18 protein-coding genes are annotated in these 20385 nt (G+C 68.8%); 14 read left to right on the top strand and 4 right to left on the bottom strand.

From position 1 onward, the window contains the following. Positions 1 to 167: 167 nt before the first annotated feature. A complete protein-coding gene (locus tag ACNFOC_RS18005; RefSeq protein WP_416960124.1) occupies positions 168 to 959 on the top strand; it encodes a DUF6083 domain-containing protein in 792 nt (263 codons plus the stop codon). Beyond that, positions 956 to 1354 (top strand): IS3 family transposase, encoded by a 399-nt coding sequence (locus tag ACNFOC_RS18000; protein WP_416960123.1) that lies wholly within the window; start codon positions 956 to 958, stop codon positions 1352 to 1354. The genes ACNFOC_RS18005 and ACNFOC_RS18000 overlap by 4 nt, the downstream gene beginning before the upstream one ends. A 299-nt stretch (positions 1355 to 1653) precedes the next feature. On the opposite strand, the gene ACNFOC_RS17995 is transcribed toward ACNFOC_RS18000, so the two are convergent. Together ACNFOC_RS17995 and ACNFOC_RS17990 are read right to left on the bottom strand one after the other, a co-directional pair. After that, a complete protein-coding gene (locus ACNFOC_RS17995; protein ID WP_416960122.1) occupies positions 1654 to 2277 on the bottom strand; it encodes a 2'-5' RNA ligase family protein in 624 nt (207 codons plus the stop codon). A gap of 14 nt (positions 2278 to 2291) precedes the next feature. Continuing rightward, positions 2292 to 3773, bottom strand: coding sequence for a helix-turn-helix transcriptional regulator (locus ACNFOC_RS17990; RefSeq protein ID WP_416960121.1), 1482 nt, complete (start codon positions 3771 to 3773; stop codon positions 2292 to 2294). A 426-nt stretch (positions 3774 to 4199) separates the two neighbouring features. Between ACNFOC_RS17990 and ACNFOC_RS17985 the strand changes: the two genes are divergently transcribed. From ACNFOC_RS17985 to ACNFOC_RS17935, 11 genes are all read left to right on the top strand, one after another. Further along, a complete protein-coding gene (locus tag ACNFOC_RS17985) occupies positions 4200 to 5012 on the top strand; it encodes an ATP-binding protein (RefSeq protein ID WP_416960120.1) in 813 nt (270 codons plus the stop codon). A gap of 270 nt (positions 5013 to 5282) precedes the next feature. Further along, the gene (locus ACNFOC_RS17980; RefSeq protein ID WP_416960119.1) at positions 5283 to 6293 is read left to right on the top strand and encodes a hypothetical protein; all 1011 of its coding nucleotides are present in this window, start codon (positions 5283 to 5285) and stop codon (positions 6291 to 6293) included. Positions 6294 to 6402: 109 nt separating this feature from the next. Further along, entirely contained in the window at positions 6403 to 7899 is a 1497-nt protein-coding gene (locus ACNFOC_RS17975; protein ID WP_416960126.1) for an amino acid permease, read from the top strand. Beyond that, positions 7899 to 9263 (top strand): glutamine synthetase family protein, encoded by a 1365-nt coding sequence (locus ACNFOC_RS17970; protein ID WP_416960118.1) that lies wholly within the window; start codon positions 7899 to 7901, stop codon positions 9261 to 9263. The genes ACNFOC_RS17975 and ACNFOC_RS17970 overlap by 1 nt, the downstream gene beginning before the upstream one ends. Before the next feature lie 417 nt (positions 9264 to 9680). Next, a complete protein-coding gene (locus ACNFOC_RS17965) occupies positions 9681 to 10856 on the top strand; it encodes a radical SAM protein (protein WP_416960117.1) in 1176 nt (391 codons plus the stop codon). 26 nt (positions 10857 to 10882) lie between these two features. Further along, a complete protein-coding gene (locus tag ACNFOC_RS17960; protein ID WP_416960116.1) occupies positions 10883 to 12067 on the top strand; it encodes a radical SAM protein in 1185 nt (394 codons plus the stop codon). Further along, on the top strand, positions 12055 to 13203 hold the full coding sequence (locus tag ACNFOC_RS17955; RefSeq protein ID WP_416960115.1) for a UDP-galactopyranose mutase: 1149 nt from the start codon (positions 12055 to 12057) through the stop codon (positions 13201 to 13203). The genes ACNFOC_RS17960 and ACNFOC_RS17955 overlap by 13 nt, the downstream gene beginning before the upstream one ends. A 36-nt stretch (positions 13204 to 13239) precedes the next feature. Further along, complete coding sequence (locus tag ACNFOC_RS17950; RefSeq protein ID WP_416960114.1) at positions 13240 to 13950, top strand: WbqC family protein; 711 nt, start codon at positions 13240 to 13242, stop codon at positions 13948 to 13950. Beyond that, positions 13947 to 15071: a DegT/DnrJ/EryC1/StrS family aminotransferase gene (locus tag ACNFOC_RS17945; protein WP_416960113.1), complete on the top strand. Its 1125-nt coding sequence runs from the start codon at positions 13947 to 13949 to the stop codon at positions 15069 to 15071. Before ACNFOC_RS17950 ends, ACNFOC_RS17945 begins: the two co-directional genes overlap by 4 nt. After that, positions 15068 to 15787, top strand: a complete 720-nt coding sequence (locus ACNFOC_RS17940) for an NTP transferase domain-containing protein (protein ID WP_416960112.1) — start codon at positions 15068 to 15070, stop codon at positions 15785 to 15787. Before ACNFOC_RS17945 ends, ACNFOC_RS17940 begins: the two co-directional genes overlap by 4 nt. Positions 15788 to 15857: 70 nt before the next feature. Next, a complete protein-coding gene (locus ACNFOC_RS17935; RefSeq protein WP_416960111.1) occupies positions 15858 to 17042 on the top strand; it encodes a UDP-N-acetylglucosamine--N-acetylmuramyl-(pentapeptide) pyrophosphoryl-undecaprenol N-acetylglucosamine transferase in 1185 nt (394 codons plus the stop codon). On the opposite strand, the gene ACNFOC_RS17930 is transcribed toward ACNFOC_RS17935, so the two are convergent. Beyond that, a complete protein-coding gene (locus tag ACNFOC_RS17930) occupies positions 17023 to 17544 on the bottom strand; it encodes an NUDIX domain-containing protein (protein ID WP_416960110.1) in 522 nt (173 codons plus the stop codon). The two genes, ACNFOC_RS17935 and ACNFOC_RS17930, sit on opposite strands and share 20 nt — an antisense overlap. Positions 17545 to 17705: 161 nt before the next feature. Here ACNFOC_RS17930 and ACNFOC_RS17925 point away from each other — a divergent pair, with 161 nt between their 5' ends. Then, positions 17706 to 19130 carry a phosphohexomutase domain-containing protein gene (locus ACNFOC_RS17925; RefSeq protein ID WP_416960109.1) on the top strand — a complete coding sequence of 475 codons (1425 nt, stop codon included), beginning with the start codon at positions 17706 to 17708 and terminating at the stop codon, positions 19128 to 19130. A gap of 656 nt (positions 19131 to 19786) precedes the next feature. On the opposite strand, the gene ACNFOC_RS17920 is transcribed toward ACNFOC_RS17925, so the two are convergent. Then, on the bottom strand, positions 19787 to 20197 hold the full coding sequence (locus tag ACNFOC_RS17920) for a hypothetical protein (RefSeq protein ID WP_416960108.1): 411 nt from the start codon (positions 20195 to 20197) through the stop codon (positions 19787 to 19789). Positions 20198 to 20385 lie beyond the last annotated feature (188 nt).

The following is a 20385-nucleotide window of genomic DNA, read 5'->3' as shown; positions in this document are numbered from 1 at the left end:
GTTGACATGGCTGGCCGCGGTGGCCTTGCTGCTGATGGCGGCGCTCGGAGTCGTCACGGTGACGACCGGCTGGATGCCGCCGATGGCGCGGCAGCGCGGCCACCACCGTGCGGACGCGGTCGCCGAACGGGACGACAACGCCGAGGTCGTCGGCTCGGCCTCTGCGGGTGGCTGGCACCAGTCCCAGCCGCCTGCTGCGCGTCGGTCAGAGCCGTTGCTGCCGTCAGTGCGGCAACCGCATCGACCTCTACCAGCGCACCGACCAGCGGCCCATCGCCCTGCACCCGGCCGAACTTGCCGTCGCCGACGTTCCCGAGTCCTGTCGCTGGCACCTGAGCGGCGGCATCGCCCATCCACACGGTGACGGCAGCGACTGGTGCCGCATCCCGCATGCCCTGCTCTGCCCCCGCCGCACCCTCACCTGTCGTACTGCCCCGGGCCTCGAAGCGCTCCGACGCCAACTCGCCGTCCGCACCCGTCGCATGATCGACACCAGCGTCTTCACCCCTGCCCCGGCCGTCAGCACACAACCCGCCACCGCCACCGATGCCGACACCGGCGAACCCGACCGCCCCGTCGTACAGATGCTGGTCTGCCGCTATCTCGCCGAACACCCCCTCAACGATCTGCGCTGCGTGGCCCAGACCCGCCACCGCCACCGCTGTACCCACATGGTCTCTGCCCCCGCCGGTCCGACCGGTACCTGGAGGCTGCTGCTGGCCACAGTTCAGCACGGCCAACTCGCCCTCCCTGGCGGCCTGATGGCCGTCTACGACCTCGGCAAGCTCCCCTACAGCGAACAACTGCGCTGGCGCGGCCAACGCTGCCCCGCACACGCCGCATCCGGTGCCGCCGAACTCGCCCTGGCCGGATGGCAGCCCTTCGAGCCCCTCCTGCACGCGGCACACATCCACACCCGGTTGCCCCACTCCCAGGCCCGTCGGCAGGGGAGGGGATGACGATGCCGCACCACGCCCTGGAAATCCTCCTGACTCGCACCCTGGGCCCGGCCGAACTGCGTGACGCCGCCCGCGTACTGCCGCTCGCCGCCAACCACAACGCCACCCGCCTCATGACCCTCGTCCACGCCAAGACCCCTCACCAGGCCGCCCGCAGGCTGCGCCACCGGCTCGGGGCACGGCTGCCCATCGACGTGATCACCACGCACTACCCGGACACCGACCACAAGGTGCTCCTCAACGTCGCCCTCCCGGCCGCCGCCCACGCAGCCCTCAAGGCCGCCGCCCGCACCGCGATCTTTGATTTCATCGAGGGCTGGTACAACTTGCACCGTCTGCACAGCAGCCTCGGCTACCGCAGTCCCGCCGAATATGAGACCGCACTCGCAGCCTGACCACCACAGCGATGGTGTCCGCCAAAGCGGAACAAGCTCACCCTCGGCTGATGGTGCTTGGGGTTAGCACGAGCGCCGGCTCCACATCCGACGTCATACGGTCGCCTTAGCCGACCGCCGTCGGCCCCACGGGCGAGGCCTCGTCGCCCCCGCTCACAGGCGATGCGGTGCTGGGTCTGGCCTGGCGCCTCCGGGTCCTGGCCGGTGCGACTGAGCTGCGGCCACATCTGCCGCAATGTGGGGTGCGGGGTCTTGCGGCCCACGGCTCGGGCGGCAAGACCCCACTTGGCAGAAGACCATCAGCCGAGCGCCACTTTCGCGAAGGTCTCCCACTCATACATCTGGTTGTCCCGGTGGATGACGATGAGTTCCGCAGTGGAGATGCGAGCATGCGCTGGCGGGAGGCTGAGACCGGAGAGGGCCTCCCTGATGGGCTCGGCGGGACCCTCTCCCGCGCTGTAGGCCACGGAGACGTGCGGAGTGAAGCCCGCGGCCTTCTCTGGGACCTCGCCGAGAACCTCTCCAATAGCCTCCCGAATGGAGTTTCTGACGGCCCGAACAGGGCGGTCGGGGTGGACGTGCAGGAGCACCGCTTCGGGGTCCAACACCTCGGGTCCGATCCGGACGTCGAAGGCTGAGATAGCGGCCAACCGTGTTTGGGCTGCATCCACGATGCTGTGGACGTCCTGGTCTTTGGTCTCGCCCACGAAGCCGATGCCTTGCATGGTCAGGTGCAGCCATTGGTCGGGGATTGGGGTGAGTATCTCGCCGAGAGGTGCGAGCGCGGAACGGTACTCGGCAGCGAGTCGGTGCACATCGTCCTGGCGTTCGAACGTCAGGTGCCAGGTGTAGAAACGACGGCCCACACTCCAGCCGGGCCGCCACCACCAGTGGTTCCGCATGGTCTCGGGTTGAGTCTTCATAGCTCGGGATCAAATCAGGGAGAGCCCTCTCCTGGCGAGAGTGCAAGATGTCGCGGAGCGGAGTGCACGCAGAACTCTTCGACGGCTTGTCGCAGGCCGACGGTCGCGGTTCCGCTGGCGCGAGATCGACCGATGCTTGTGGACAGTTCGCTGAGGCGGCGGGCAACGGGCTCCATGCGGTGGTCCGGCGGAAGGGCGAGGACAGGCGCGAGGGCTTCGAGCGCGCCCTCCGCTTCCCCGTTGGCGAGATGGGCTGCGGCCTGGCTGATGTGGATCTGTGCCTCGGTGCCGTAGGCCCTGACCGGCTGTACGGCCAGGAGGACGAGAGCGTTGTCTGCGGATCTCAAGGCATCGGCGTGACGACCAACACGCAGTTGGACGGCCGCGGCGTAGTTCTCCTGCCGTGCGGGCTGACAGGCGAAGATGCCCCCGATCTCGTCTTCGCTACTCATAGCGGCGCGCGCGTCTTCGGCATAGGCGAGCGCCGCCAAGGCCTCGTCTTGGGCACCCAGTTCCGACCAGGCGTCGGCCTCTTGGCACGCGAGGAGCACTGCCACCGTGCCCGTCGTGCGGAAGGTGGCACCGCGCCGGGCGAAGTTGATCGCCTCCCGGAGGCGTCCATCCCAAAACGCCACCTTGGAGCGAGTTGAAAGCACCCAGGCACGCAGGTTGTTGTGCCGTGCCAGCTCGGCGCATAGCCACGCCGTCCGACCCTGGGTTTCTGCGTCGCGCAATTGTCCCAAGTCGGAGGACATCCATGCCAGGAGCCCGCACAGGTAACCGGCCGCGACGTACAGGTCGGTCGACTGGCGGGGGTACTGGTGGCCTTCGAGGAGAGCGAAGACGCGGTCACGTAGTGCTCGGGTGCGGACGAAGAGCGCGACGGGATCTGCAGTGAGGTAGTCCGAGGCGAGCGACCGAGTCTCGGCCATGAGTTGCTCAAGGGCGATATCGCCGACGTTTGAGGCCTCCGCCCATTGCGCCCACGTCGCGGACTCGTCGGCGGCAAGACGCACGAGATTGGACCCAGTCGGTTCAGGCGGGGCATTGATGGACGACGCCGTGGCCGGCGTGCCCGACGGTTCGGTGGTTGACAGGCGATGGGTGAGCAGGCGCAGGTCTGCCTCGGGGAGCACGCGCCGGTCTTCCAGGTCCAGCAGGTCCTCCACGCGGCATGAGAAGGTCTCCGCCATGGCAAACAGGACTGAGAGGCTCGGGCGACGTGAGGAAGGGCCGGGCCATTTCTCCCACTTGCCAACGAGGGATGCGTCGGCGGCGACGGACTCGCCGAGGCGTCTGGCGCTTCCTTGGGTGATGCGGTCGGCTGCCTCTTGAAGAGTCCAGCCGTGGGCATGCCGCCACGCTTCTCTGGGACGCATCTTGAAGCGGGTGCGCATCTCGATAGCGATATCGGCGAGCGCGCATCCGGCGCTAGTCATGTCGTGGCGGAGAGCGTCCCGGTCTGCCTTGGAACCAGATTTCGAGGGGGCGTTCATGAGCGTGCTCCCTTTGCGGTGTCGTGGACTCAAGGTAGCTGCGTCATTGTTCGATCGGGTGGGCGTGAACCGGGAGATCGGGGATATGCAGCCCAACTGGTCGTCCAAACAAGGCGATTGCTCCTGATTGGCGCGTCGGTGCGTGTCCAAAAAAGTTGGTCACGCGTGCCCGTGACGCCAACTGCCCTGATTGAAACCGTAGGGGTCCCCACCAGCACCCCGGGCAGGGCAGTCCCCGGCCACTGACTCCTGGACGCTGATCGCCAAGTGAGGACGCATGGAGAAAACGGCATGACACCAACTGCGACCATCGCGCGAACGCTCCCCAGAATCCTCCCTCCTCTCCGCAAGTACCCCGGATTCAACATGTCCTTCGAGCGAAACGAGGGCTCCACGGCTGGCGTTATCGCCGAAGCAGACCGAGCCGTGCCGGGTCGCGCTCGGGTCATCGTCCGGGCCGGGTTGCGGTATTGGGGCTGGCCGGGACTCATCGAGTCCGCCGACCTGCTCGTCACCGAGCTGGTCACGAACGCGTTCGAGCACGGGATCGGTGATGTCGGGCTTCGTGTGTATCTCACCGACATACACCTTTTGATCGAGGTGCGGGACGGCTCTCATCAACTCCCCGTACTGCGTGAAGCGGCTCTCGACGATGAGGACGGCCGCGGCCTCTTCCTCGTTCGCGCTATCGCCGACAACTGGGGTGTCAGCTCTGACGGCATGACGACCTGGTGCTCCCTCCCTCTTGCGAGAAGGAACGACGACATGGAACACGGTGGTGTCGCTGTGATCCCCGATCTCGGGTGCGCAGAGACCAGTTGGATCCAGAAAGTGGAGTTCCGGGCGGATCGCCACGTCGTCGGCAACGCCCACCGCTACACCCGCCTTTACCTCTACGCGTACCTGCCCCAGGATCACGGCTTCGTGGACATCGAGGATCTGGCCACGATCGGGCGCGTGCTGATGGCCAACGCCTTCGCGCACACCTGCGTGCCCGAGTACGCCGTGATCACCATGCGGTGGGCGCTGCTCCAGAGCGGGGAACTCATCTTCCAGGTGCACGACGGCCGCACCGAATTCCCGGACTTCGACAAGGCCGTGAGCTGGGAACCGGCCGAGGGCGAGCGACCCCGCGGCCTGTGGACCGCCCGCCGGCGCGGAGCGGAAATCTCCTACGCCCCCACGGACGAGGGAAAGATCGTCCAGGCCCTGATCAAGCCCCACGTACTGCACGCCTGACCCCCGCCGAACACCGGCCCCCCCGACCGGCCGTCGGGGTGCCGCGCGCCTCGCTCCCCCTGTCGAGGCCCGCATCCCGGCGGCCAACTCCCCTCTGTCCACGCCCTCTTGATGCCCTGAACACATCCTGACCCGCGTACGCGCCGTGCCCCAAGCCGGAATCGCTGCCGCAATCCCACCTCCAACCTTGAGGCTGTTATGTCTGATTTGCCGCTGACTGGTGTCGCCCCCAGTACCTACCGAGATGATCTTGCGACGCCCCCCAATGGCATGACTCCGATCGTCAGCCCTGTCGGAGCCGACTCCGACGTGCGTGCCGCGTTGGAAGACCTGCGGATGGGACGCTACTTGTCCGCCCGGGACCTGCTCATCCGCACGGGATCGAACTGGTCGTTACTCGCGCGGCGTTGCCAACTGCTGTTATCCGACCCCGGCGCACGCGGCGTCATCAAGATGTGGCGGGACGAGGAACCGCAGAGTCGGCAGGCGTCCGTGCTGTGGGGGCGAGCCCTCACCCAAGGGGCGTTGCAGCTCCATCGTGAGGGCAAGGCCGCGGATGTGGTGGGCCGTGCTGCGGCGATGGCACACAAGGAATGGAAGTGGGCCGAAGCACTCTGGCCGGAGTCTCCCGAGCCGTGGAATGGCCGACTTCAGCTGACCCGGCTCCCGTACGACCCGCGGACCTTCGACCCCTACTGGCGAAACCGCACCGAGCCGTGGGACCGGCTGGACGATTTCGAGATGCACTTGTCCGGGCCGTGGCCCCTGTGGGCTGAGGCAGACCGGCGTCATCCTGGCAACAGGGATGCGCACCACCGTATGCGCGAGTACTTCCTGAGTCGTAGCGGAGCTGTTCCTGCCTTGCAGTACGCGCAGTGGATCATCTCGGGGAATCGCCCGCATACCGAACTGCTGTTGTTGCCGCTGTACGCGCTCATGGACCTGTACAGGGAACGGCATGGCAAGGGCCAGAGCGGTGCCCTCGGCTTCTGGCAGACGGAACAGGTGCGCCACTTTGCCATGCGGGCGTTCCAGGAGTGGTTCTCCCCGATCCCCAGTGCCGAGTACCCGTGGCTGTCGAACTGGGACCTGAACCACCTGGCGCACGCCCTGGTGGCCTGCGGCGAGACCGGCCCGGCGAAGCGAGTGTTCAACGCGCTGGGCCCCTACGTCACGCCTCAGCCATGGAAGGACGTCAACGACAGCCTCGGCCGATCCCGGGACTGGACGGACGAGTTCCTCCGCATCCGGCGCGCCGTCCTGAAACAGGGCGCCCTATGAACGCTCGCGCCCCTCCACAGGCTCCGCGTACCTGCTCCTATTCCGATCTTGCCCGCATCTCTCCCTCCCTGAAAGTGGATTACTGGTGTCTCACAGGAACGCCGTCACCATGACGCCGCCGGACGACGACGACGTCCTCGAAGCCCTCGGAATCAAGCCCGAACTGTCCCGCAAGATGGGCACGTTCGGGAACTACGCGATCAGCTTCTCCGTCATCTGCATCCTGGCCGGCGGCATGTCCCTGTTCGGGTTCGGCCTGGCTCATGGCGGGCCCGTCGTCATGCTCGGCAGCTGGGTCGTTATCGGCGGGCTGACGCTGCTGGTCGGTATGTCGCTGGCCGACGTGGTCTCCGCCTACCCGACCTCCGGCGGACCCTATTTCATGGCCGAGAAGCTGGGCGGCAGGCGCTGGGGCTGGTACACCGGCTGGCTGAACCTGCTCGGCCTGCTCGGCGCCATCGCGGGCATCGACTATGGAGCCGCCACGTTCATCGGCGCCTTCGCCCAGCTCCAGTGGGACATCACCCCCACCCCGGCCGGCACCATGCTGATATTCGGCGCCATCCTCCTGCTGCACGGGCTGCTCAACTCCGCAGGCGTGCGCCTGGTCACCGTCCTCAACTCGATCTCGGTGTGGTGGCAGCTCGCCGGTGTCGCCGTCATCGTCGGCACACTCACCCTCGCTCCGGCCAAGCACCAGTCGGTGGGCTTCGTGTTCACGCACTTCCACAACGACACGGGCTTCTCCAGCCCCCTCTACGTCGCACTCATCGGTGGCCTTCTCGCGGGCTACACCTTCTGCGGCTACGACGCCTCCGCGCACGTGGCCGAGGAGACGAAAGACGCGCAGATCTCCGCACCGAAGGGCATGGTGCGTTCCATCTGGGTGTCCCTGCTGGCCGGGTTCGTGCTCATCGCCGGCCTGCTGTTCGCCATGCAGGACTACACCGCCACCCAGCACACGCCGACCGATGTCCCGCCGGCGCAGATCTTCCTCGACGTCCTGGGCGCATCCGGCGCCAAGGCCCTGCTCCTGATCGTCATCGTGGCGATGCTGTTCTGCGGCAACGCCGAGGTCGCCGCGGCCAGCCGCATGATCTACGCGTTCTCCCGCAGCCGCGCCTTGCCCGGCTGGAAAAGCTGGCTGCGTGTCAACTCCCGGACCAGAACACCCACCCGAGCCGTATGGTTCGCCGTCATCGTCCCCTTCGCACTCACCCTGCCGGTCCTGTACTCACCTACCGCCTACGGCGCGATCACCGCGATCAACGCGGTCGGCATGATCCCCACCTACGGCATCCCCGTCTTCCTGGCCCTGCGCAAGGGACGCGCCTACCAACCCGGCCCCTGGACGCTGGGGCGCTGGCGGCGGCCGGTCGGCGTCATCGCCGTCGCCTACGTGGTCGTCATCACCACCGTGTTTTGCCTGCCGCAGTCCAGGCCGATCACCGTCACCTCCTTCAACTACGCCGGCGTGACACTGCTGGTCGCCCTGCTGCTCGCCACGATCACCTGGGTGACCCGCGGCAAGCGGGACTACCAACTCGCCGCTGCAGGCACCCCGCTTCCTGGCGAAGCCGCAGCGTTCAGCGAGGGAGGCTACTGATGACCACGGGGAAAACCGTCCGCCCCGCTACGCTCTGGCCGTCCGGCGCGGTCTCCGAGGAGTCGCTTCGCGAACTCGTCGAAGCACGGCGCATCACCGAGATCATGCTCGCCATACCGGACATGCAGGGACGCCTGAAGGGTAAGATCTTCAGCGCGCCGGTGTTCCTGGAGCGGATGGCCGGCGGGGCGGAGATGTGTTCCTACCTCCCGGCCACCGACACCGGCATGATCCCCTTGGAGGGGTTCGAACTCACCGGCTGGACACAGGGTTTCGGCGATTTCCTCGTCACACCGGACCTGAGCACCGCCCGGGTGCTCCCCACCCGACCCGGCACCGTCATCGTGATCGGCGACCCGGTCCAGCACGACGGCACACCCGTCCAGGTGAACCCCCGCCACATGCTCCGCACCCAGCTCGATGGGATGCGCGAGTTGGGATACGAGGTGCGGGTGGGAGTGGAGAGCGAGTTCGTCCTCCTCGCGAACGGCGAATCCGGCCCGGTACCGGCGTGGAGCGAGAACCTCGACTACGCCCTCGACCTCCCTCCCGCCGCCCTGTCCTTCGCCCGTCACCTCAGCGGCGCCCTGGCCGACGCGGGTATCCCCTATGAGGCGTTCAAGACGGAGGGCGCGCCGGGGCAGGCCGAGGTCACGCTCCCCTACGGTGATGCCCTTAGCGCCTGCGACGACTACGCGCTCTTCCGGCTCCTGGCCCGCGATGTCGCCGGACACGACGACCTGGTCCCGGCCTTCATGGCAGCCCCGCAGACCGGCACAGGCAGCGGACTCCACCTGCACCTGTCGCTGTGGAACGAGCACGGTGATGCAGGATTCGACCACCACCGCGCCCAAGACCTGCCGCCGCTGATGACGCACGCCATCGCGGGCCTCATTTCCCTCCTGCCGCACCTTGCCCCGTTCTACTGGCCCACCGCCAACTCCTACAAGCGCCTCCGCCCGCACAGCTTCGCCCCCACCCGCTACAACTGGGGCATCGACCACCGCGGCTGCGCCGTCCGCGTCACCGGCCACGGCCCCGGCGCCCGCCTGGAGGTCCGCCTCGCCGGCTCCGACGCCAACGCCTACCTCGCCCTCACCGCCTACATCGCCGCGATGGCCCACGGCATCGAGGAGAAACTGGAGCCCCGGCCGGCCTGCGAGAGGGACGCCTACCACGACACCAGCGCGATTCCCGCCTACGCCGATCTGGCCGACGCGCTCCAGCACTTCGAGCACAGCACCGCCGCGCACCACCTGCTCGGCCAGGACGTCGTGAGGCACTACGCCCGTGCCGCCCGCGCCGAACTCGACTGGCACCGCAGCCACGTCACCGACACAGAACGGCAACGCGGAATCCGCTGACTCCTCGGCCGCCGGTCAGCCCCCTTCCCCGGCGGCAGAAGGCGGAACGCCCTTGTTCCCCGCACCCGACGGCGGGCGGGGAACAAGGGTCCAGCTCCCGGCCCCTGACGGGGCCGGGACGGTCTGATCCTTGGTGGGTCCAGACCCGTCCTGGCCTCCGCAGGGTGGTGCCCGCGGAGGCCAGGACAACACCAACACCGGACTCGTTGGAGAAGGCGCTCGCCGCCCTCGCCAACGGTGCCCGCTGCGACAGGGGCAGTCGGCGCCGGGGCGGGCCCCTCCCGGCGTGGAGGGCCAAACGGCCTCCGACTCCGCTCGGATGGCAGAGCAACCCTCCACGCCGCGCGTTTCGACCGAGATGCAGCGCGTGCTGCTTCCACCTGAGGTATCAACCGAACCGACTGAAGGAGGCTCTACATGCAACGTGAACTGCCCCTCCTGGTAACTCCCGCGAAGGTCGTCAACGAGGATGTCGCCGAACTGACGTCCGGTGCCCGGACCGCGGCTGAGGCCCTCGGCTACAGGTATGCGGAGATCGAGCGGGGCCACCGGTTCCGGTTCCTGTTCGATCCGCTGCGGCTGCTGGAGCAGCGGGATGTGATCCGGGCGTACGCGGCCGGGGAGGACCCGTTCCCGACGAGCGTCGAGATCGATCCGGCGAACTCCTGCAACCACCACTGCACGTTCTGTATCTACAGCAGTCTGCATTCCAAGGAGCGCAGCGAGCGGATGGCCCCCGAACGGCTGCTGTCGCTGGTCGAGGAGCTGGCTCAACTCGGGGTGACCTCACTGCTGTTCGTCGGCGGGGGCGAGCCGATGACGCACCCCAGGACGGTCGACGCGATCGAGCTGGCGGCCAGCCACGGCATGTCGGCGGGGCTGGTTACCAACGGCTCGCGGGTCTTCCCCGAGCTGGGCGCCCGGCTGAAGAAGGCGGCCACGTACGTACGGTTCAGCCTGGACGCGGCCGACCCCGAGCTGCACGCGAGGCTGCACGGCAACAAGGACCATCACCGGATCATCGCGAACCTGCGGGCGCTGGCGGCGGCGGACGGGCCGTGCACGGTGGGCACCGGGTTCTTCGTCAACGACGACAACGTGCACGACCTGGTGGCCTGCGGCGAGCTGGTCAAGGACTGCGGGGTCGACTACATCCAGTACAAGTCGTACTCCGGCGTCGCCGTCGGCCCCGAGTTGCACGCGCGGATGCTGGCCGGGCTGGACCGGGCGCTGGATTTGGACGATGAGCGGTTCGACGTTCAGATCGTGGACCGGATCTTCGACAACAACACCCACCAGGTCCGCGGGTACAGCCGCTGCCACTGGCAGCAGTTCAAGCCCGCCATCGGCGCCGACGGCAACGTGTTCTTGTGCGCCCAGAAACGCACCCGCACCAACGCCGGCGACGGCATCGCCGGGGTGATCGGCAACATCAACGACTCCACGTTCGCCGAGGTCTGGCGCGGCGAGCAGCGTCGGCAGGTCCTGGAGCAACTGGTGCTGAAGTCCTGCCCGTTCTGCGTGCACCACCAGCAGAACCGCATGCTCGAATTCCTGACCGGGTTCGACGCCCCGCACGGCAAGTTCTTCTGACCCCGACCCCTTGCCGGAGGCATCTGATGGCTCGTCCCCCCATCGAGACCGACCTGATCACCGCCACCGCACAGCCCCGCCCGTACTGGTCCGCGCACAAGGCGCTCTTCGCCGCCGCCGACACCGCGGCCTTGCCGGTCCCCGGGGAGATCCAGATCCGGCCCGCGCCGTGGACGCTGGAGGTCTACGGCACGATGGACTGCAACGTGGCCTGCACTCACTGCAACGCCGACGAGCGCAACCACGCGTACGGGCAGGGCAGCATGCCGCTAGAGATGATGGAGCGCCTCCACGTCTCGATCGCGGCCATGGGCGTGCGCGGCGTCCAGTACTGCGGCGGCGGCGAGCCGCTGCTGTGGCGCGGCGGTCAGATCGCCGACTTCATCGCCGCCCTGCCGCGCGAGAGGACGCGGGCCGGGATGGCGTCCAACATGACCATGGGGAAGGTGCTGGCCCGCCCCGAGGTCCTGGACAAGATGGTCTTTATCGAGGTCGCGGTCTTCGCCTACGACGACACCACCTACGAGGCCGTCGCCCAGGTCAAGCACGGGCAGAGCCGGATGGAGAAGGCGGTCAAGACCGTGCTCGCGGCCCGCCGAGCCGCGGGACTGTCCACCCCGGCCGTCAACGCGAAGGTCATCATCAACTCCACCAACTACCGCTGGCTGCCGCGCATTTACGCGTGGGCCGAGGCGACCGGCTTCGACTCGATCCACCTGCGGCTCGCCGACGACTACGAGCAGCGCGGCGGCGGCTTCGTCCTCGACGAAGCCCAGCGCACCGAGTTCCGGGCGGACCTGGAGGCGTTCGCCGCCGAGCGTGGCCTGACGGAGTGGGCGGGCAAGATCGGTCTGATCCTCGGTGACGACAACAAGGGTGTCACCGGCGCCCACTCCCACTGCTGGACGGTGGCCACCGGCGTGAACTGCTGGGTGCTGGCCAACGGGGAGGTCTACGTCTGCGGCCCGCAGTGGGGCAGCAAGCAGTACGTCATCGGGGACCTCAACGACGGCAACCTGGAGGACATTTGGGGCGGCGAGCAGCATCAGCAGGTCGCCCGCCGGCTGATCGCGAACATGGGCCTGTCCCGCTGCTATGAGCTGGGCTGCCGCCACATCAAGCAGTCCATGACCGTGGACCAGTGGACGGCCGGTGAGGTCGGGGTGCCCCCGCAGGAGGAGTTCGAGCAGCGGCACGCGTGGTTCCTGTGACCCGGGCCCGGACACACGACGTCGTGATCGTGGGCGGGGGCCTGTTCGGGCTGGTGCTGGCCGAGCAACTCGCCACCCGCAGTCCGGCGAGCGTGATGGTCGTCGAACGCGAACACCACCTGGGCGGCCTGTGCTGGTCCCGGCGCGATCCGCAGACCGGCGTGGAGTACAGCCCGTACGGCACCCACGTCATGGCCACCTCCGACCCGCGGGTCTGGGAGTGGATCACCGGGCGCGTGCGGATGGTCGCCTACACGCACACCGTGCACGCGGCCGTGGCGGGCCGCCTCGTACCGCTGCCGCTCGGACTGGAGGCCATCGAAGCCGCCTACGGACGCCGCATGTCACCCGAGCAGGCCCAGGACGCCGTCGAACGGGATGCCGCGCCGTACCGCCACGCTCCGGCGGACAGCGTGCGCACTCTGGCTCTCGCGCAGGTCGGACCGAAGCTGTACGAGATGTTCGTCCGCGGGTACGTCACGGCGCAGTGGGGTGCCGATCCGGCCGATCTCGCGCCGGAGGTCTTCGCCGAGCGGTTCGGCATCTCCTACCGCCCCAGCAGCGGCTACCACCCCGAGGCCCGGTGGCAGGGCCTGCCGTGCGGCGGCTACGGCACGCTGATCGAACCGCTGGCCGACCACCCGCGCATCGAAGTGCATCTCGGCCGCGACTACTACCACCAGCCCAGCCCCCGCTACCGGCAGCTCATGGTCGTCACCGCACCGATCGACGCCCACTTCCACCGCCAGCTCGGCCCCCTGCAACGCCGCAGCCTCCACCTGAACTGGCGGGTCCTCGACGCTGGGGACGTGCAGGCCGTACCGGTGGTCACCTATCCGGACGGGACGAGCCCCCACTACCGCTCGCACGCTCCCGTCCTGCTGCCGTGGAACGGCGCGCACGCCCCGTCCGACGCCGTGCTCGTCGGCTTCGAGGCCGCCGGCCCCGGACCGAACCAGATCGACTTCGTGCTGCGCAGCCCCCACAACGAAGAACTCGCCCGGAAATACCGGCAGTTGCCTGCCGCGCCGGACGTGCTCCTCGCTGGCCGCGGCACGACCTTCTACGACGACATGGGCACGACCATCGGCCAAGCCCTCGCCCTGGCCGACCGCCTCGTACCCGACCTGACCTGATTCCCGACCCGCCACCACCGCCAAGAAGGGTGCGCCGTGACCACCGTGGCGATCCACCAACCGCACTATCTGCCGTACTGCGGCTACCTCGACAAGTGGGACCAAGCGGATCTGCTCATCCTGCTGGACGATGCCCAGTTCACCCGAGGCGGCTGGCAGAACCGCAACTACATCAAGACCGAGCAGGGCCGCCACCTGCTGACCGCGCCCGTACGCCACGAGGGATTCCGCACCCTGAGCGACACCGCCCTCGACTACACCCGGCGCTGGGACCGCTCGCACATCCGCACCCTTCAACAGGCGTACGCCCAGGCGCCCCACCGGCATCTGCTGTCCACCCACATCGAGGAGGTCTACTGCCGGAAGTGGTCGGTGCTGAGCGAGCTGGCCATCGGGTGCACGCTCAGCTTCGGGCGGCTGTTCCGCATCGAGACCCCGACCGTGCTGGCCAGCAGCCTCAACGTGCCCGGCAGCAGCAGCCAGCGGCTGGCCGACCTGTGCCGGGCGGTCGGAGCGGACGCCTATCTGGCGGGCGACGGCTGCCGCGTCTACCTCGACGAGCAGCCCTTCGACAAGGCCGGGATCGAGGTGCTGTGGCAGGGCTTCACCCACCCGCGCTGGCGCCAGCTCCACAGCCGGCACGGCTTCCTCAGCCACCTCTCCGCCCTCGACCTGCTGCTCAACACCGGGCCCGACGCGCCTTTTGCGCTGCGCGGTCCGCGTCTCCTTGCCGGAGCCGCCCAGTGACCGCCTCACCCCAGGTTCCGATCTGGCGCACGCACCTGCCCAGCCCGGTCCGGCGGCAGACGCACCTTGAGGTCGCCGACATGCTCAAGTCGGGCCGCCTGGTCGACGGGCCGCTGACCCAACGCCTGGAGCAGGCCGTCGCCTCCGCCTTCGGCCGCCATGCGGTCGCCGTCGCCTCCGGCATGGACGCCCTCGAACTCCTCCTCGAAGCAGCGCAGACCCGGGGCCGCGACGTGCTGATCCCGGCGAACTGCTTCCCGTCCATCCCAGCCCTCGCCGGCCAACTCGGCGCCCACCCACGTCCCGTGCCCGTCGACCCGATCCACCTGGCCATGACCAAGAACGTCCCCGAACTCGCCGCCGACGCGCTCCATCCCATCGTCGTGTGGGTCCACCACGCCGGCATGGTCGCCCCGCACGCCCGCCACACGATCAGAACGCTGCGGGACGCAGGCCACACCGTCATCGAAGACTGCGCCTACCTCCTCCCCGCAGACCAGCCCGCCGACGGCCCCGGCACCTGGGGCGACATGGCCCTGTTCTCGTACGCGCCGACCAAGCCGCTCAGCGGCAACGGCGGAGCCATCGCCCTACTGCGCAACGCGGCCGACGCCGAGCAGATGTTCGGTCGCCGCTCCCACAGCGGCCAGGAAAACCGATGGCTCGGCGGTGACCGCTTCCACCGGGGACGGGCCATCACCGAGTTCGCCGCCTCCGTCGCCTACTGGCAGTGGCACCACCGCTCCGACACCCGCCACACACTGAACCGCCTTGCCCACGCCTACACCAGCCTCTTCACCGCCAGCGACTGTCCGGCGCTGCCCACCACACGGGCGCCTCAGAAGACCTGGGGCCGCTTCACAGTGGATCTGGCCACGCCCGCCCTCGCCCGCCAGACCCGCGAACGCATGGCGAAGAACGGCATCGCAAGCACCGTGATGTTCGACCTGCCGTGGAGCGGCTACCCCGCCCTGACCGGCTCCCACCGGTTCGAGAGCGATCTACTCCCGGTCCTTCAGCGGTCGGTCTGCATCCCGTACCACCCCACCCTGTCGATCCCCGACGTCCACCGTGTCGCCGAGTTCGTCACCAGCGCCCTCATCCAGGGAGGACCCCAATGAGCACCAGGACCGCCGTACTCCTGGCCGCAGGCCGCGGCACCCGCCTCGGGCGCGACAAGCCCAGCCTCCTCTTCGGCGGCGAGACGCTGCTCGCCCGGCACATCCGCCAAGCCCGCCTCGCCGGCGTCACCGAGTTCGTCGTCGTCGCCGGGCAGCACAACGAAGACCGTGTCCGCGAGATCGCCGCGACCGTCCCCGACCCGGAGCAGATCGAGGTCGTCCTCCAGGAGGGCCCGGATGCTCACGCCGCGGCTGCCACCGGACTCGAACGCATCACGGACCGAGAGGCGGCGTTCCTCTGCGGCATCACCGACCTCGTCCCCGACGACACCTACGCCACGATGGCCGACACCGCCGACCCGGGGGTGACCGTGGCCGCGTTCGTCCTGGAGCACACCTTCGTCGGCGGGATGCTCGACTTCCACCCGGGCACCCTCGACCTGCTGCGCATCGTCGAACGTCCGCCCGGCGGCTGCCCGCCCGGCCGCCTCGTCAACATCTGGATACACCACCTCTCCGGACGGGCCTTCATAGCCCAAATCGCCGAGGCGACACGGCAGCTCGGGGACTATGAACAGGCCATCAACCAGGCGCTCGCAGGCGGCAGCCACGGCACGGCGCACACCGTCAGCGACTGGGAGGCCGTGAAGGACGAGACCAGCCTCGGCCGCGCCCGCGAACGCTTCCACCCCCAGGACCCCACCGCAGCAGCCTGACCCCCGACCGCCCCCGGAAGGTGCCACGCACTCACGGCCGGCACCGCCACGACCCCGAGAGCCCCCAACCATGACCTCACAGCGCACCCTCAACCTGGCCGTCACCGGCGGCGGCACCGGCGGCCACACCTACCCCGCCCTCACCACCATCACAACCCTCCGCGACCGCCTCGCCCAACAGGGCAGCACGCTGAACGTCACCTGGTACGGCGACGCCCAGGGCCTCGAAGCCCGCATCTGCCAGACGCACGGCATCACCTTCCGCCCGATCGCGACCGGCAAGGTCCGCCGCTCCCTCAAACCGGCAGCCGTCCTGCGCACCCTCACCGACATGGTCCGCGTCCCCTACGGCATCCTCCAGGCCGCCGGCTCGCTCGCCCGCCACCGCCCCGACGTCGTCCTGTCCACCGGCGGATACGTCGCCGTCCCCGTCGGACTCGGCGCCGCCCTCACCCGCCGTCCCCTGGTCATGCACGAACAGATCACCGGCGTGGGCCTGGCCAACCGCGTCCTGGCCCGCGTCGCGACGGCCGTCGCCCTCAGCCACGACTCCTCCCGCGACGCCCTGCCCCGACGCGCCCGCCGACGAGCCCAGACCACCGGAAACCCCGTGCGGTACGCGCTGCTGCACGGGGACGCGGGCAAAGCCCGAGCCGCCTACGGCCTTGACCCGGCCCTGCCGCTGATCTACGTGACCGGCGGCGCCCAGGGCAGCGCCCAGATCAACTCCCTCATCACCGACATCCTCCCCACGCTGCTCCCGGCCTGCCAGGTCCTGCACCAGTGCGGGCCCGACCACCATCAGCGGATGCTCGGCCACGCCGCCGACCTCGACCTGCACCTGGGCCACCGCTACCGGCCCGTCCCCTACATCGACGGCGAGTTGGCAGACGTCTTCGCCGCGGCCGACCTGGTCGTCTCCCGGGCAGGCGCCGGCACCCTCGCGGAGCTGACCGCCATCGGCAAGCCCTCCGTCCTCATCCCGCTGGAGCCCACGGCCGCCGACGAACAGCGCCGCAACGCCGAGTACCTCGCCGAACACGGCGCAGCCATCGCGATCACCAGGCCGGACGTCACGGCACAACGGCTCGGCGAGAGCCTCCAACGTCTGATCGAAGACGCCCCTCAGCGCGCGGACATGGCGGCCAAGGCCCGTACGCTCGGGCACCCCAACGCCGCCGACGCACTCGCGGACCTAGTCCTCGCGCACGCCCGGCCCCGCCGGAAGGGCGGGGCTAGGGGACGAGCCCGGTGATCTGCTCCGGGGCGGGATGCCCGTGCTCCAGGTAGACCGGGACACCGGACTTCTTCGCCGCCAGCGCCTCCTGAAGCCGACGGGCATCCGGAGGCGCCAGCCGGGCCACCGCCTCACCCGGGTCCAGGAACGCCCACCCGCGCAGTTCGTCGTCCGGAGTCCGGAACCGCTCCTTGGTCTCCTCCTCGACCACACCACCGTCGAAGACGAAGACCAGTTCCTCGAAGAAGCGCCCGTCCTTCATCACCCAGTCCGAGACCAGCATCTGGCCGACTGGCAAAGCGACGCCCAGCTCCTCGGCGACCTCGCGAGCGGCAGCCCGCTGCGGGGTGTCCTTCTGCGCGCGCTCCATCCCGCCGCCCGGGAAAAGCCACCGGTCCTTGTGGTAGGTCGGGTGCACCAGCAGGACCTTCTCGTCACGGTCCGTGATCAGTACGCCCGAGGCCATCGGCCAGGTGTCGCGCGTGTACCCCGTGGACACCTCAGCGGTGTTCGTCGTCATACGGCTTGTCCCTCGTGCATCTCAAGAAGACGGCAGAAACAGCCATCATGCCGGGGCTCCCCACCCCCACGCAGAGCACCCGCCGTGTTGTTACCAACGCCCCAGCCCGCCGCCCTGCACAGGGAACCCATCCCACCGGGACAGACCCGAAGAAGGGGATCATGCACCGCTGCCACCCGATCAAGGCGTACGACATCCGCGGCCATGTTGACGACGTCACGCCGGAACTCGCCCGCGCCGTCGGCGAGGCATTCGCCTACCTCACCGGGGCGACGACGATCGTCGTCGCCCACGACATGCGCCCCACCTCACCCGCCCTGGCCGACGCGTTCACTGCCGGCGTCACCGCGACCGGCACGGATGTCATCACCCTCGGTCTGGCCAGCACCGACCAGCTCTACTTCGCCTCCGGCACCCTGGACCTGCCCGCGGCGATGATCACCGCGAGCCACAACCCCGCCTCGGACAACGGCATCAAACTGGTGGGCCCCGGGGCCAGCCCTATCGCCCGGGACACCGGACTGGAGGACATACACACCTACCTCCACACCGGACAGCTTCCACACCAGCCACATTCCCGCCAGGCTCCTGCCTCCGCAGGGCGCGTGCACCCCGCAGACCTCCACGACGCGTACACCCACTACGTGCGCGGCCTGGTCGACCTTGACGGCATCCGCCCGCTGAAGGTCGTCATCGACGCGGGCAACGGCATGGCGGGCCACGTCCTCCCCGACCTCCTGGAGGACCTGCCCCTTGCCGTCGTCCCCCTGTATTTCGAACTCGACGGCACCTTCCCCCACCATGACGCCGACCCCATGAACCCCGCCAACCTCATCGACCTCCAAGCCGCTGTCGTCGCCAGCGGAGCCGACCTCGGGATCGCCTTCGACGGCGACGCCGACCGCTGCTTCATCCTCGACGAACACGGCGCACTTGTACCGCCGTGCGCGCTGCTTGCCTGGTTGGCCGCGCGTCTTCTCGCTCGCAGACCGGGCGCCGCGGTCGTCCACGATCTGCTTACCTCGGCCGGCACCATCGAAGCCATCACGGAAGCGGGCGGCACCCCAGTCCGGGCGCGCGTGGGGCACGCGTTCATGAAGCTCGCGATGGAGGCCCACGGCGCCGCCCTCGGCGGGGAAGCGTCCGGCCACTACTACTTCGGCGACTTCTGGCACGCCGACTCCGGAGCCCTGGCAGCCCTCCACGTCTTGGACGCCCTCGGCCACAGCGACCAGACCGTGTCACACGCAACCGCCCCCTACCGGCGCTACACCTCCTCCGGAGAGGTCAACCGGCGGGTGAAAGATGCCCCTGCGGTACTCAAGGCAGTCGAGAAGGCCTTCGAAGGACGCGGATTCATCGACCGCCTTGACGGCCTGTCGGTCTCCCTTGGGAGCGGCCGTTGGTTCAACCTTCGCCCTTCCAACGTCGAACCCGTCGTACGCCTGACTGCCGAAGCACCCACCGATCAGGCGATGGGCGAACTCCGCAACGATGTCCTCGAAGTCATTGCCGGGGCGGATGAGTGGGCGCCGTACGTCCCGGGGCTCACGGAGCCAACAGAGAAGGGAGACGTTGCACAATGAGGCCCGAGGATGTTGGTAGTCACAACTATGGGATGCGACAGAATCCGAGGTCACGCATCGAGGGCAACTCCCCGGAATCTGTCGGTAACCAGGGCTATCAAAACATGCGGAATCCTCTGCGCCCAGAAGATCGCCGCAGAGATCGTCCTACCGAAGTCGTGCCAAATCGGAGCAAAGTCTCCGAGGGAACTCCCCGCCGCGGTCCGTCCCAGGAGTGCTGACCACCAGGGTGCCGCACGCTCCCGAACGGCACCCGCGACAGCCCGAATCGCCCGAATCGCGTTAGCGGGTCCCGGACGGCCCCCTCTCGACCATCTTCCATCAATTGCCCGAACGTCCAAGGGAAACCATTCCGACAGCAAACCGTCCGTACCTGAGAGTGCGCCAGCAGCGATCCTTGCCTTCATCAGGGATGCGACCGCCGACCGTGGATCCCACCCCGGCAATCCGCGAAATAGCCGCAGGGGTCGGGCTACGCAGTACGCAGACCGTCAGTTACCACATCGGAATCCTGTCGCTGGCACCGCAGTATTGAGGAAGCACTCGGGATCCCTCTGGAGGAGATCGTCCGCGCGCGGGCCGTGTCGCAGGCGTTCCGATTACAACGCCAGACGGCCAGGACGGACGGAGAGGAGGCGACGGCCGTGAAACGACGCTCATTCATCACCGGAACCCTGGCGGTGGCCGGTGTGGGGGCCCTGCCCGAGTTCGCCGACGCGCACGAGGGCATCGACGCGGCACTGCAGGGCTCGGACGCCGCCGACATCTCGTACCTGGAGTCGGTGTTCGAGCGGAACACCGGCGGCTACCACGGCCGCGACCCGCAAGCCGTCCTCTCCCAGATGCACGAGGACCTCCAACTGCTGCGGGACGTACTGGAACGCCCCCACACCGCACGCGACCGCGCCACCGTCGTACGGACGGCCGCCGGCCTGACCGGGCTGGTCGCGATCATCCAGCACGACCGGGGCAACCAGCAGGACGCACGGCACTGGTTCACCACCGCGGCACGCGCCGCCGCCGAGTCCGGCGACCGCCAGATGCTGACCTGGGTGCTCGCCCGCCACGCCATGGTCCCCTTGAACTACGGCGCCCCGGCGCGCCGCGGCCGACCTAGCGGCCCGTGCCCGGCGCATCGCCGGAAAATCAGCCAGCGCCGCCTCTGCGCTGGCCGCCGCCGTCAGTTCACGGGCCCTCGAGGCCACCGGAGACCACCGGGGCGCCCTCAACGCCATCGCCCAAGTCCGGGGAACGA

The sequence above is a fragment of the Streptomyces colwelliae genome, assembly GCF_048158785.1.
Taxonomy (GTDB): domain Bacteria; phylum Actinomycetota; class Actinomycetes; order Streptomycetales; family Streptomycetaceae; genus Streptomyces.
The sequence above is the reverse complement of the archived record's forward strand: the minus strand, read 5'-3'. Positions and strand labels throughout refer to the sequence as shown.

Excerpts from the sequence above, each read along its gene's own strand:
- ACNFOC_RS17960 (WP_416960116.1), top strand. The coding sequence starts at position 10,883 with ATGGCTCGTCCCCCCATCGAGACCGACCTGATCACCGCCACCGCACAG.
- ACNFOC_RS17930 (WP_416960110.1), bottom strand. The coding sequence starts at position 17,544 with ATGACGACGAACACCGCTGAGGTGTCCACGGGGTACACGCGCGACACC.
- ACNFOC_RS17970 (WP_416960118.1), top strand. The coding sequence starts at position 7,899 with ATGACCACGGGGAAAACCGTCCGCCCCGCTACGCTCTGGCCGTCCGGC.
- ACNFOC_RS17940 (WP_416960112.1), top strand. The coding sequence starts at position 15,068 with ATGAGCACCAGGACCGCCGTACTCCTGGCCGCAGGCCGCGGCACCCGC.
- ACNFOC_RS17975 (WP_416960126.1), top strand. The coding sequence starts at position 6,403 with ATGACGCCGCCGGACGACGACGACGTCCTCGAAGCCCTCGGAATCAAG.
- ACNFOC_RS17935 (WP_416960111.1), top strand. The coding sequence starts at position 15,858 with ATGACCTCACAGCGCACCCTCAACCTGGCCGTCACCGGCGGCGGCACC.
- ACNFOC_RS17995 (WP_416960122.1), bottom strand. The coding sequence starts at position 2,277 with ATGAAGACTCAACCCGAGACCATGCGGAACCACTGGTGGTGGCGGCCC.
- ACNFOC_RS18000 (WP_416960123.1), top strand. The coding sequence starts at position 956 with ATGACGATGCCGCACCACGCCCTGGAAATCCTCCTGACTCGCACCCTG.
- ACNFOC_RS17925 (WP_416960109.1), top strand. The coding sequence starts at position 17,706 with ATGCACCGCTGCCACCCGATCAAGGCGTACGACATCCGCGGCCATGTT.
- ACNFOC_RS17980 (WP_416960119.1), top strand. The coding sequence starts at position 5,283 with ATGACTCCGATCGTCAGCCCTGTCGGAGCCGACTCCGACGTGCGTGCC.
- ACNFOC_RS17965 (WP_416960117.1), top strand. The coding sequence starts at position 9,681 with ATGCAACGTGAACTGCCCCTCCTGGTAACTCCCGCGAAGGTCGTCAAC.
- ACNFOC_RS17990 (WP_416960121.1), bottom strand. The coding sequence starts at position 3,773 with ATGAACGCCCCCTCGAAATCTGGTTCCAAGGCAGACCGGGACGCTCTC.